The organism is Mycoplasma bradburyae (assembly GCF_024339025.1).
In the GTDB taxonomy this organism is placed as follows: Bacteria; Bacillota_I; Bacilli_A; order Mycoplasmatales; family Mycoplasmoidaceae; genus Mycoplasmoides; species Mycoplasmoides bradburyae.
Genome location: NZ_CP101415.1, coordinates 74,549 through 88,848 on the forward strand (window position 1 = coordinate 74,549; position 14,300 = coordinate 88,848).

Consider the following 14,300-nt stretch of genomic DNA (forward strand, 5'->3'; position numbering starts at 1 on the left):
ACTCTATACATTTTATACTTCTTTTAATAAAACACGTTAATAAAACACGCGAGAACTTCGCGTGTTTTTATATTGTTTCATTTATCGGTATTAGCTAATTAAAATATAATTATATTTTAAAATCTGACATTTTTGATAAGAAATAGAGAAAAAACAGAAATAAAATAAAAATAATATAGACAATTCTTAAAAAGTTTGATAAAATTATTAAGTCGTGCTAAACGGCTACATTGTTCTTTGAAAACTGAATACGACAAATCTTTCTAGTCCGAAATTTGATTAGAGTATCAAATCAAATTTCAATAATATAGATTCAAAAAATAGCTAATGGATCAAATACATAAGTTACTAAGGGCTTATGGTGGATGCCTTGGCACTAGAAGGCGATGAAGGACGTGCAAATCTGCGAAAAGCTACGGGGAGCTGGTTGGAAGCGATAATCCGTAGATGTCCGAATGGGGGAACCTGATTAATAGAGATATTAATTATTTAGATCTGAATTCATAGGGTCTAAAAGCGATACGTTGTGAAGTGAAACATCTCAGTAGCAACAGGAAAAGAAATCGAAAGAGATTCCGTGTGTAGTGGCGAGCGAAAGCGGAAGAGGCCAAACCAAGATTTATCTTGGGGTTATAGGACTGTGACATGGACTTTGAATTGATAGGAGAAGTAGTTGAAAAGCTACGCAATATAGGGTTATAGCCCCGTATCTTAAATTGGTTCAATACCTAACAGTATCCTGAGTACATCGAGAAACGTTATCTTGATGGAATTCGCCCAGACCATTGGGCAAGCCTAAATACTAACTAGTGACCGATAGCGTATAGTACCGTGAGGGAAAGGTGAAAAGAACCCAGGGATGGGAGTGAAATAGATTCTGAAACCATATGCCTACAACGTGTCAGAGCACATTAATGTGTGATGGCGTGCGTTTTGAAGTATGAGCCGGCGAGTTATGATAGCAAGCAGGTTAACCTTTAGAAGGGAAGCCAAAGCGAAAGCGAGTTTGAATAGAGCGACACATATGTTTGTTATTATAGACCCGAAACGGGTTGAGCTAGTCATGGGCAGGTTGAAGTTAGAGTAACATCTAATGGAGGACCGAACCGACTTTCGTTGAAACGACAGCGGATGACCTGTGACTAGGGGTGAAATTCCAATCGAAATCCGTGATAGCTGGTTCTCGTCGAAATAGTTTTAAGACTAGCGTAAGATAATGATTAGTTGGAGGTAGAGCTACTGAATGTATGATGGCGCCGCCTTGGTGTACTGAATACAATTAAACTCCGAATGCCAATTAATTTACTCTTGCAGTCAGACAGTGGGGGATAAGCTTCATTGTCACAAGGGGAAGAGCCCAGATCATTAAATAAGGTCCCTAAAATATGCTAAGTGGAAAAGGTTGTTAAAATACTTAAACAGCAAGGATGTTGGCTTAGAAGCAGCCATCGTTTAAAGAGTGCGTAACAGCTCACTTGTCGAGTGTTTTTGCGCCGAAGATGTAACGGGGCTAAGCATATTACCGAATTTATGGATTATCTATTTATTTAGATAGTGGTAGACGAGCGTTGTATATGGGGTGAAGTCAAACCGTGAGGATTGGTGGACTGTATACAAGTGAGAATGCCGGTGTAAGTAACGCTTGAGAGTGAGAATCTCTCAAACCGATTGACTAAGGTTTCCTGGACGAGGGTCGTCCTTCCAGGGTTAGTCTGGACCTAAGGCGAGGCAGAAATGCGTAGTCGATGGAAGAACAGGTTAATATTCCTGTACAAACAAATAGCTGATGGAGTGACGGAGAAGGTTAATGCATCCCCATTATTGGATTTGGGGTTAAATAAGAAGTCTTAAGAGTTGGCAAATCCGCTCTTTCTAAGGACAACTTATGAATACGAGTGAACGCTCTGCAAGTAGCGAAGATGCATACATCACGCTTCCAAGAAAAGCTTCTGAGTTAACTATTTGTTTCCAGTACCGAGAACGAACACACGTGGTCAAGGAGAAGATCCTAAGGTTAGCGAGTGAACTATAGCTAAGGAACTCTGCAAATTCATCCCGTAAGTTCGCAAGAAGGGATGCTCAATGTAAAAGTTGAGCCGCAGTGAAGAACGAGGGGGGACTGTTTAACTAAAACACAGCTCTATGCTAAATCGCAAGATGATGTATATGGGGTGACACCTGCCCAGTGCTGGAAGGTTAAAGAAGCGTGTTAGAGCAATCAAAGCTCGCGACTGAAGCCCCAGTGAACGGCGGCCGTAACTATAACGGTCCTAAGGTAGCGAAATTCCTTGTCGGGTAAATTCCGTCCCGCTTGAATGGTGTAACCATCTCTTGACTGTCTCGGCTATAGACTCGGTGAAATCCAGGTACGGGTGAAGACACCCGTTAGGCGCAACGGGACGGAAAGACCCCATGAAGCTTTACTGTAACTTAATATTGGGCAGAGTTTAGACATATAGAGTATAGGTGGGAGACTTTGAAGCAACTTCGCTAGGAGTTGTGGAGTCACCAGTGGAATACCACCTTTGTTTAAATTCTTCTCTAACTAGTTGCTGTTATCCAGCAATAGGACAGTGTTAGGCGGGCAGTTTGACTGGGGCGGTCGCCTCCTAAAAGGTAACGGAGGCGTGCAAAGGTACCCTCAGCACGGTTGGAAATCGTGTTAAGAGTGTAATGGTATAAGGGTGCTTGACTGTGAGACTTACAAGTCGAACAGGTAAGAAATTAGGTCATAGTGATCCGGTGGTTCAGTATGGAATGGCCATCGCTCAACGGATAAAAGCTACTCTGGGGATAACAGGCTGATACTGCCCAAGAGTTCACATCGACGGCAGTGTTTGGCACCTCGATGTCGACTCATCTCATCCTCGAGCTGAAGCAGGTTCGAAGGGTTCGGCTGTTCGCCGATTAAAGAGATACGTGAGTTGGGTTCAAACCGTCGCGAGACAGGTTGGTCCCTATCTATTGTGCCCGCAGGAAGATTGAAAAGATTTACTCTTAGTACGAGAGGACCGGAGTGAAGACACCTCTTGTGCTCCAGTTGTAGTGCCAACTGCACCGCTGGGTAGCAACGTGTCGAACGGATAAACGCTGAAAGCATCTAAGTGTGAAACCGACTTTAAGATTAATCTTCCCTTCCAGCAATGGAGTAAGAATCGTTGTAGACTACGACGTTGATAGGCTAAATGTGTAAGTGCCGTGAGGTATTTAGCTGATTAGTACTAATAATTCGAGGACTTAGATTTGATCATAAAACATTAGTTGTTTTAATCATTATGATTTGTTGTATTTAGTTTTTCAAAGAGCGATGTGTGTGATATCGATATCGTGATGGAAACACCTGGTCCCATTCCGAACCCAGAAGTTAAGCATCATGGAGCCGAAGGTAGCTTAGGTGAGAATAGGAAAATATCACGCAAACCAAAAATTAAAACGCCACTATAAGTGGTGTTTTTTTATTAATTTTTATTAGTTTTATTTCTTTTTAATTTGTTTTTTCTTTTTAATTTAATAATCCCATAAACTAGACCGCTAACAAAACTTAATGATATTAATGAAATACTGACAATAAAGATAATTAAAGTTTTTTTATCGCTTAAATCAAAGATTATAGAACCTGCTTTTTTGTCTATATCATGATTGCCATTGTTATTAGTTAAAAAATTTTCATTACTGTTATTTTTATTAGATTTATTTAATGTTTTGATTTCGTTATTAGATTGATTATTAGAATTTGTTTGAGATCTGGTTTGATTATCAGTTTGGTTTTCATTACTGATATTACGATCGTTTCTAAAAATTTCATCCCTTGATATATCTCCTGATTCATCTTCAGTTTCTCCATTTGAATCGCTTGAGGGATTAATTAACAATAATTCATTGTAATTTTTTGATGCATCAAAACCATCTCATGACTTAATAATGAAATCAAATTTATTTATCTCTGTTTTAATCAATTCAGTAATTTTATCTTTAGAAACAGACACCGGAGTTGATTCAAAGACTTTAGGATCTACTAAATATAATGATACCTTTTCGGGATTAATACTAACTTTATAATCTACATTAAAAATAGTGTTATTGTCATACTTACCTTTAATTTTAAAAATATTGTTATTTTCTTTTTCAAATACAATATCGAAGTTAGTTATCGGATTAAAAGCTGTTTTTTGAATTTTATCTAGTAAGTATAGCGTAAAACTTATATTTCTATTATTTTCGCTTGTTTGAATTGAATTATTTAATATCTTTAATCCTTTAGAAGCAAGAAGCGGTTCAATTAATCTGATCAACTTAATACTATCATCTACTTTAATTGAAAACTCATCATTTATTTTTAAGTTAATTGTCTGATCTGAAACAAGATTATTTTCATAATCTGTTTGAAGATTGATAACAAAGTCATTATTTAAATAACTCAATTTGATTTTAGAAATATCATCATTTTCAAAACTAACTTGTGATTTATTTATATCAATTAATTTATTATGAGCTTTAAATTTAACCAAATAAAACTTTGATTTGATATTTTCATCATTTTTTAAAAAGTAAAGCTTATTAGGTATAAGTTCAGGATATTTCTCGCTTCCATGGATTGTAAAATCATTACCATTTAAAACTCTTATTATTAATCAGAATTCTCCTGTGATGTTGTTAGGTAATAAATTGAAATTGTATTTGTTAGCAAGTTTTGTTATTAAATTCAATTCATCCTTAGTTCAAATATTCTGTCTAGGGGAATAAACACCGTCTTGATTAATATAAATACTATTTGAATTCTGATATGCCGACTTATAAACATCAATTAAAATATCATTAGTATCGATAGATCGTTCAACAGCAACTTTTTTATCGAAATCTTCAGCATATAATGATTCATAAGTTCTAACATTAAAATCATTTAATTCTTTAATGGAATTTTTGAAATTTATATTCAAAAAATCATAGCGATAATTCAATGAAAACCTGAGTGAAACATCATCGATTTTGAAATACCTATTATCATTTTCAATAGTTGAAAAATCTACAGATTTACCGTTAAATTCGCTAATTTTTGAGCTTTGAATACGTAAATTATTAATCTTGATTTGAACAAAATTTCTATTTAAATCAGATGGTGGAATAATGTTAGTAATTTCTGAACTATTAAGGTTTATATCAATAGTATTTCCATCTGACATTAGAACTCTATCTGATATCTTATTAGATCCTACATAAACATCTCCTATCAATTTCGCACTATTATTGAAGAAGTCAAATAGTTCAGGTAACTTCATTAAAAAATCGTATTGAGTATCATCAATTTCACTTACGGTAATACCTAAAAAACTAAATAATTCTTTTTGAAATTGACTTACATAATTTAATCCTTTTGTTTCGATTAAAGTATCGAAATAATTCGTATTTGGATTAGCTTTTATAGAATTTAAATCAGCATAATCAATTGCTAGATTTTTAAATTTATTTTTTCATGAACTTACTTTATACTTTCCTATTTTTCTAAGATGATCAATGAGTTTTAAAAACCTGTCATTATACGAAAAACCAAATTTTAAATTTTGATCAATTCTAGAGAAAACATAATTATCTTTTAACTTAAGATTATTAGTATTTATTTTTAAATTATTGACAAATAAATTGACTAAATTTTCTCAACCATTATATACTTTTTGTTTATAGAATTGATAATGTATTCCTTTGTAATAAATATAATAAGGAAATGTAAAATAGTCGGCAAAAATGTTATATTTTGGACTTACATTTTTCCTTGAATGATTTATATCTACACTTATAGTTTTGGGTTCATATTTTTGCCCGTAAAAATAATCAAAAAAGTTTTCTCTTTCTAATATGTTTTTGTAATTAGACTTTGTTTCAGATCATCTAGTTGAGATTGCTTTTAATTCGCTATTATTTATAATTCTTCATTTATCTATAGTTGGATCTTTTCAAAAAAATAAAAGTCTTTTTCTACTAAAACTTCCATTGCTATTTTTAGGAAAAAAATCGTCTGTTTCGATATTAGTAAACTTTTTATGCGTATATGCCTTAATTGGTCGAATTTTTCATCTAAAGAATCTTAATTCTTTAATATTTTTCTTATCAAAATTATTTTTATCTAAGTCAGCAAAAGTGGGTTGTCATTTTCTATAATAATGCTCTCTAATAGTTATTTCGTCACTACTATAATTTAAATTAGTTAAAGCGTAATATTCGTTTTCAGTGCCAGAAATCTTGCTAAAGACCCCATTTAAAGAAGTGTCTTTTTTATATGGAACAAATCCATGTTCTAAAATTTTATTTTCTAGAGGAATTGTGGTTTGTTCATATTTAGGCACTTCATATGGCGTTTTTACTCTACTGTAATTATTAGTAAACTCGTAAGTGTATCCTATTTTAGGTATATATTTGGCTTCAAAATTCAAATCAACATTATAAGGCCTATTGTAATAACCAAAATCTGTAATAGGCTTAAGTAAGCCTAATTTCTCGTAAGAGCTTTTACTTTCACTTGCTCAATCAAGCGAGCTTTTATCAATATATTCCTGCAACGTAAGATTTTTATCGTAATAAGGAGAATTTCTAGTTCTTACATATTGAACCTCTTCTATGCGATATAGATCTTTAAAAAAATCATCAAATTCTTGAACCCAACCCTCCACTTTTTTGTAGTATTTTTGGAATTGGTAATCAACTGCATCTAACAATTTTTTCTTTACACTTTCAACGGTATTTTTTGTCCGATCACGATCCAAAACAATGCTAGCATTATCTCCATTATTTGCTCTTAGGATAATTTTTGCACCATGATCAGCTGATATCCGTTCATCAAGATCGCTAATACTAATCTTGTTATTATCTATAAAACTAAAACTACCAAGAAAAACTGTAGATAGCATAGTTAAGATATTTAATAATTTATAAGCTTTTTTCATCTCTAATCAATATATGTAGAAAAAAATGTAAAAAGCTAAAAAATATGATAAATAATTTATATATAATAAAAATAAAGCATTATAATAAAGAATTATGTCTAGAAAACTTAACGATCAGGAATTAGTCCGTTTAGGTAAATTAAATCGATTAATCGAATCAAAACAAAATCCATACGAAGTAACGAAAGTTGATAACACTCACAACAGTAAAACTTTAAAAGAACAATTTGATAAATATACTAAAGAAGAATTGGCTGAAATAAATTTGGATAAGCCAATTACTGTTAGCGGAAGAGTAATGGGAATAAGAAGAACATTTATCTTGATTCAAGACTTTTACTCTGAATTTCAACTTTATATTAACAAAAACAAACAACCTGATGTATTTAAGTATTTTGAAGAATATTTAGATTTAGGAGATATCGTTACAGCTACCGGTAAACCAATGAAAACTAATACTAATGAACTTTCATTGGACATCGATTCATTAAAGATTATCTCTAAATCATTAAGAATTCCTCCAGAAAAATTTCACGGAATTGCAGATGAAGAAATTAGATCAAGAAAACGCTATTTAGATTTAATTCACAATGAAGAATCTAGAAAACGTTTTATCTATCGTTCTAAAATTATCACTGCGATGAGACAATTCTTTAATGAAAAAGGTTTTCTTGAAGTAGAAACACCTTTCTTGCATTCGCAAATCGGTGGTGCTGCTGCCAGACCATTTATTACTCACTATAATGCTTTAGATCGTGATTATTATTTAAGAATTGCTCCTGAACTGCCTCTTAAAAAGATTATCGTTGGTGGTTTCGATAAGATTTTTGAAATCGGTAAATGCTTTAGAAATGAAGGGATGGACTCAACGCATAATCCGGAATTTACAAGTATGGAAACATATGTTGCTTATGCTGACTATGTTTATATGATGGAGTTGACTGAGTCTATTATTAAATATGTAGCAAACGCAGTTGATGTTAAACAAACTACATTTAATGATCAAACTGTTGATTGAACTAAAGCATTCAAACGCATTAAAATGACTGATTTGATCAAACAAGAAACTGGCATTGATTTTACGCATGTTAAATCATTAGAAGAAGCTTTAGAACTGGCTAATAAACATAAAATTCATGTTAAAGAACATGAAAAAACAATTGGTCATATCACTAGTTTATTCTTTGAAGAATTCTGTGAAAAGAAGTTAATTGAACCAACTTTTGTTACTCATCATCCAGTAGAAATTTCGCCTTTATCTAAATTAGATTATTCAGATGTAAGATATACAGAACGTTTCGAACTATTTATTTTTGGTCGAGAGATAGCTAATGCGTTTAGTGAGTTAAATGATCCGATTGATCAAAGACAAAGATTTGAAAAACAATTAGAGGAAAAACAAAAAGGCAATGACGAAGCTTCTGAAATGGACGAAGACTTCTTAGAAGCTCTTGAAAATGGGCTACCTCCTACAGGAGGATTAGGTATCGGCATTGACCGTTTAGTAATGATGCTAACAGGCACTGCATCAATAAGAGATATCTTGATATTCCCGCATTTAAGAGAAGAATAATTAAATATATTTATATTATTTAAAATATTTAATTTTGTTATTTATAATTTATTAGCCAATAAATCAAAACACTGAGGTTTTGAGTGGAAGAACAAAATTATTATGAGATATTAGGAGTAAGTGAAAACGCTACCACATCCGAAATAAAGAAAGCGTTTAGAAAACTCGCTAAAAAATATCACCCCGATGTAAATCCTGATCCAAAATCAGTTGAACGTTTTCAAAAAATAAATCAAGCATATGAAGTTTTAAGTGATGAAGAAGCACGAAGCAATTATGATTATGATTTAAACGGTTATGATTATGATGATGAGGATGAAAATGATTTAGAAGATACTAAAGACTATTCAGATACTATTAGTATTATTTTTGGTAACAAAAATAATAAGAAAACTGATAAATCCGCTTCACAAAATCAACAAAAAAAACAATATACTTCCTCCAATAACCAAGAAAAAGCAGCTGGACAGACAACTACTAAAGCATCTAAAAAAGATCCATATACTCCAAAAACTTTATATGAGATACTGGATGTAACCAAGAAAACTTCTGAAGAAGAAATAACTAAAAAATACAATCTTTTAAAACAAAAATATCCTGAGAATTCTCCTATAGAAACAATTGCTTGAACAGCAAAAGAAATTAAATGTGCTTACACAGTTTTATCAAGCCATGTTGATAAAAAGAAATATGATAATACAAGTGTTTTTGTCTTTGAAGGTGTTATCCATCTTGGAGGCGTATTTTCGCGCGAAGTCCATTTAAAAGGGCTACAAAATCAAACTAAGAAAGCTAAAGCCAGCACGACAACTACCGCTTCAACAACACGTAAGATTCATCATAAAAAAGAACACATACACAGAACTGTTTTTCATAACCAAAAAACACCTCGAACAATCAACAGATCGACACAAGAATTCCCTAAACAATATGAACAACGACCGCAAGAATTTGATATTAATTTAGATCAATACATTACTAATGTAGTTCATTCAGATCAAGATGTTGATTTCTTCCGTAAAACTTTAACAAAAAAAGAAGAAAATAAAAATAACAGTTCACATCATCAAACTGTTCAAGTTAAGAAAGAGAGTTTCTTGACTAGATTTAGAAACAAACACCCAATTTTAAGTTCGGTAATAGCAGGTACCTTTATTGCTTCTATTTTAATAATCATTATTATAGTTGTGATTACTAAAATTGGTTTAACTAACTAATTATGAAGATTATGAATAAACAAGATATTATTGATCACGTGAATGTTGATCATTTAGATACGATAAAAATTATTTACAAACACTACGTAAAAAACGAAGAAATTCAATCAATTAAATTGCTCGATTTAGACTTAGAATCGCTTAAAATTGAAGTTAATAATAAGGAATTTACAATTCCATATGATAAGAAAGCTAATAATTTGAGTGAGATTAAGTATATTCTTATTGGCATGCATCAGAATGCTCAATATTTAATCGATCTAGAACCAGTACAAAAAGAATATAATGATTTTTTAAAACAAAATCATAGAAGTGTTTATTTGGCAACACAAAATAAAGAAAAGGAATTGCTTTGCAGCTCGACTGTTTTGTTTAGAAAAAACGATGATTTTTATGTATATTTAGCTAAGGTTGCACAACATTATCAAAACATAAAATATAACAACAAAAACCTAGGTGTTTTATTAATAGAAAATTCACAAGATGATAAAACTGAGTTTTTAAGAAATTCAGTTCAATATGTTGCGGATTTAGAAGAAGTAAATAATCCTAATCTAGCTCAAGAACTACTTGATGAATTAGAGAAAAATCCTGTTGAAGAAAAAGTTGCAAAAATGCTTAAAAAATTCGAAGGATTTGTATTGTTTAAAATTATTTTAAAAACAGGAAGAGCTAAATTTGGATTCGGTAAGGCTTATGATGTAGTTAATCATAAGCTTATACCAATTAAGATGGAAGAAGATCATATAATGAAAAAATAACCTTCCTTAGGTTAATTAAAAATAGTTAAGAAAATTATTTAAAATTTTTATAAATAACTTTAAAAAATTTGTATAATTTACCTGATAAGATTAATCAATATTAATTAAATGAATAACAGTATTTTCTTAACACCAAGTTATTTTGATGGTAATCAATATTTAGCTACATTTGTAAACCTTCTTATTTATGTCGCTTTTTTATTAACCGTTCCTACAATCTTAATTTTTGGTTTAACTTTTCTAAAGCCAAAATTATCTCAAAACCAACAACTAAATCTTTATGCATTTTCATCTGCTTTATTAATAAGTATTGGAATGCTAGGATTATTGTTTGAGGCTACAGAAAGTGCTAATGTTTATGTAGAGCAATCATTGATTCATTACGAGACGGTTTATAAAAACCTCATAAAGATAGGAATGCTTGTTGGTGGAGCTGTTATTGGTCTTACAGTAGTTATCTCGTTTAGATTTTTATACATTCATTTTACTAAGCAAGATCATTGTAATCATTCACACAACCACTCATTACATATTACCAATGAACATGAAGATTACCAACATAAGATGAAAGAACATAAGCCGAATATCAAAGCTGCATGGTTGGTAATTATTCTGTTGTTATCACACAGAACAATCGATGGCTTTGTTTTAGGTGGTACAGTTTCTTTATTAACTCTAGATCCTAGTCAAATCAACATTGGATTTATTGTTTCTTTTAATATTCACATTTTAATTGAAGTTATCATTATTCATTATCGACAAATTCAATTTGGTGAAAAGAAATTTAGAGCTGCATTGCATAACTTCTACACAACAATATTGATCATTCCTATTATGTTAATAGGGGCTTATGTTAATCCATTACTAAGACAAGTTGGTTGGATATTACCGATTGTTAATGCTAGTGGAGGTGTAATTATCACCTTTATGGCAATCATTGAATTAGTTCCAGAATTTATTCATAACAAATCAATGAAAACAGCCGATTGATACAAAGTTTTAATTTCGTTTGCTTTAGGTTTAGTTATCGCAATCTTGATCTTATCTTTCCATGAACACACTCATGAAACAACAAGTTCATATCTATCTAATCAAACGAAAGCAGTGTTAAGTGATCCGTTACTTTTTAACAAGCTTAAACAACGGTTTATACTTAGTTATTAGTTGATAAGAATTCCACAAGTTTCAATTAGCAATTTTCCAAAGAGACATCTTACGATTGATTTCAAAACGTAGATGTCTCTTTGTTATATTTTTAAGGAAATCTATATTATTTTCGAAAAAATGTAAAAGATATTCTTGTTGATTTTTCTCGATCATTTTGTTTAAAAATGCTATTAATTGATCTTCAATACCCGCATTATATTTACGCAATTTCATATCGAATAATTCAGGTTCGTTTGTTGAACAAAAATGCTCTAAATATTTGTAATTGAATTCTTCATCTAGGTGTTGAAATAACAATTCAAAATAAGTCATTTCATTACTAGAAGTTGTGGCTAATTTTTGAATATCTTTTTTATAAAATACGGTATTAATAAAATCTAAATTTTCACAAAACAATTTCTTAAATATAACCGGCTTATAAGTGTTTTGATAACGTTTTAAATTTCAGAAATACACACATTTATCTACTAAACTGTCTTTTATTGATTTAACTAGATGAACATTAATCATATTACGAACATCCACAATATAATAAAAATCTGTTTTAATTAATGATTTTTCAAATAAATAATTTAGTGCGTTATTAATATTTCTGAATTTTTCTTTGTGAATAATCGTTTTATCGATATTATTATTTTCAAGTATTTGGTCAGTTAAATCAACAGATTCATCGAGTAAAATGATGGTTTCTTCATTTTTTAATAAATCTAATGTTTGTTGCAAATTGTTTGCACAATTACGTAAATATAAAACAAATGATAGCTTCATTTATGAGCTTATTATTTCTGATATTTTAGCTTAAAAATATAATAATAAATATAATTAATTTGTTAATTAAATTTTTGATATGAAGAAATACGATGGTATAGGCGCTTCAAACGGGATAGCAATAGCGCAAGCGTACGTGCTTAAAAATCCGGTTTTTAACTTTAGTGATAAAAAAATATCAGCATCTGAAATAGATGAAACAATCCAATCTATTAAAAATGCTTTTGAAAAAAGTTCGCAACAATTAAAAGAAATTAAAGAAATTGCTCTTAAAAAGTTAGGGGAAGAAATCGCTATCGTTTTTGATGGTCACATAAATATTGTTAATGACCCAATGTTGTTTGATCAAATTCAAAATGAAATTAAAGAAAATTTAGCTAATGCTCCAACAGCATTATCTAAAATTTATGATCAAACTAAAGCGATGTTTGAAGCTATTGATGATGCTTATTTAAAAGAAAGAGCATCTGATATCGGTGATGTTAAAAAAAGAATTTTATCTAATTTATTAGGTGTTGATTTACCAGATTTATTATCAATTAACCACGAAGTCATTTTGATAGCTGATGATTTAACTCCTTCTGAAACATCTTTATTAAATAAAGAATATATCAAAGGTTTTGCTACTAACATCGGTGGTAGAACATCTCATTCTGCTATCATGGCTAGAACATTAGAAATTCCTGCTGTATTAGGTCTTAAAACAATCACTGAAACAATTAATCATGGTGATATGATTTCAATTGATGGTGTTAAAGGGATTGTTTATAACGAACTAAGCGATGCTGATATTAGCAATCTTCGTAAAGAAAAAGAAAAATACGAAGAAAACAAAGAAAAATTAAAAAAATACTTACCACCTAAAGCAATTACTTTAGATGGTCATGAAGTTATCGTAGCTGCTAATATTGGAAAACCAAGCGATGTTCTAAAAGGTAATGAATACGGAGCTAAAGGTGTTGGGTTATTCCGTACAGAATTCTTATACATGGATTCAGCTAATTGACCTGATGAAGAAACACAATTTAAATCTTACAAACAATCTCTTGATTATTCTAATAATGAAACAGTAATTATTAGAACATTAGATATTGGTGGTGATAAAAACTTAAGTTATTACAAGTTTGCTGAAGAAATGAATCCTTTCTTAGGTTACCGTGCAATTCGTTTTACTAATGACAATCCTGAAATTTTTAAAACTCAATTAAGAGCGTTATTAAGAGCATCAAAATTTGGTAGTCTAGGAATTATGTTCCCGATGATTGCTAACCTTGAAGAATTATTAAAAGCTAAAGAAATTCTTGAAGAAGCTAAAAAAGAATTAGATGAAAGAAAAATAGAATACGGTAAACCGTTAGTTGGTATCATGATTGAGATTCCATCAGCCGCTATTATGAGTGATATATTAGCTCAATATGTTGATTTCTTCTCTATTGGTACAAATGATATGATTCAATACTCATTTGCAGTAGATCGTATGTCTAAGAATGTTAACTATTTATATCAACCACTTAACCCTGCATTATTAAGAATCGTTAAGATGACTATTGATGGTGGTTTAAAATCTAATGTTTGAACTGGTATGTGTGGCGAAATGGCTGGAGAACCACTAGCAATTCCGATCCTTTTAGGTATGGGATTAAAAGAGTTTTCAATGTCTGCTTCATCAATGTTAAAAGCTAAAGAATTAATTAATAATTTAAAGTATTCTGATTGCAAAGAACTAGTTGATCAAGTAATAAATCTGAAAAATCAACAAGAAGTTTCTGATAAAGTTAAGGAATTTTTAGCAAAAAATAATTTAGAAATTTCTTAGTAAAAAATAGGGAAAAAATAGATAATCTAAAATTCTAATATCAATCATAATTAATTCATTAAA

At 30.8% G+C, this 14,300-nt stretch carries 7 protein-coding genes and 2 rRNA genes; 7 read left to right on the top strand and 2 right to left on the bottom strand.

What is annotated here, in order from left to right; all coding sequences use genetic code 4:
- Positions 1-338 precede the first annotated feature (338 nt).
- Positions 339-3,245: ribosomal RNA gene (locus NMG77_RS00345) — 23S ribosomal RNA — on the top strand.
- 67 nt (positions 3,246-3,312) lie between these two features.
- Positions 3,313-3,417: ribosomal RNA gene (gene rrf, locus NMG77_RS00350) — 5S ribosomal RNA — on the top strand.
- Between the two features lie 41 nt (positions 3,418-3,458).
- Here rrf and NMG77_RS00355 read toward each other — a convergent pair.
- Positions 3,459-6,935 carry a hypothetical protein gene (locus tag NMG77_RS00355; protein ID WP_255045865.1) on the bottom strand — a complete coding sequence of 1,159 codons (3,477 nt, stop codon included), beginning with the start codon at positions 6,933-6,935 and terminating at the stop codon, positions 3,459-3,461.
- Between the two features lie 94 nt (positions 6,936-7,029).
- On the opposite strand from NMG77_RS00355, the gene lysS reads away from it, so the two are divergent.
- The 4 genes from lysS (at position 7,030) to NMG77_RS00375 (ending at position 11,650) form a co-directional block, all read left to right on the top strand.
- Entirely contained in the window at positions 7,030-8,508 is a 1,479-nt protein-coding gene (gene lysS / locus NMG77_RS00360) for a lysine--tRNA ligase (RefSeq protein WP_255034736.1), read from the top strand.
- Positions 8,509-8,591: 83 nt separating this feature from the next.
- Positions 8,592-9,725 (top strand): J domain-containing protein, encoded by a 1,134-nt coding sequence (locus tag NMG77_RS00365; protein ID WP_255045866.1) that lies wholly within the window; start codon positions 8,592-8,594, stop codon positions 9,723-9,725.
- A gap of 11 nt (positions 9,726-9,736) precedes the next feature.
- Positions 9,737-10,486, top strand: coding sequence for a DUF2470 domain-containing protein (locus NMG77_RS00370; protein ID WP_255045868.1), 750 nt, complete (start codon positions 9,737-9,739; stop codon positions 10,484-10,486).
- A gap of 108 nt (positions 10,487-10,594) precedes the next feature.
- Positions 10,595-11,650 (top strand): hypothetical protein, encoded by a 1,056-nt coding sequence (locus NMG77_RS00375; protein WP_255045869.1) that lies wholly within the window; start codon positions 10,595-10,597, stop codon positions 11,648-11,650.
- Here the strand turns inward: NMG77_RS00375 and NMG77_RS00380 are convergent.
- Positions 11,606-12,421, bottom strand: a complete 816-nt coding sequence (locus tag NMG77_RS00380; protein WP_255045870.1) for a hypothetical protein — start codon at positions 12,419-12,421, stop codon at positions 11,606-11,608. The two genes, NMG77_RS00375 and NMG77_RS00380, sit on opposite strands and share 45 nt — an antisense overlap.
- 79 nt (positions 12,422-12,500) lie before the next feature.
- On the opposite strand from NMG77_RS00380, the gene ptsP reads away from it, so the two are divergent.
- Positions 12,501-14,237, top strand: coding sequence for a phosphoenolpyruvate--protein phosphotransferase (ptsP, locus tag NMG77_RS00385; RefSeq protein WP_255045871.1), 1,737 nt, complete (start codon positions 12,501-12,503; stop codon positions 14,235-14,237).
- Positions 14,238-14,300 lie beyond the last annotated feature (63 nt).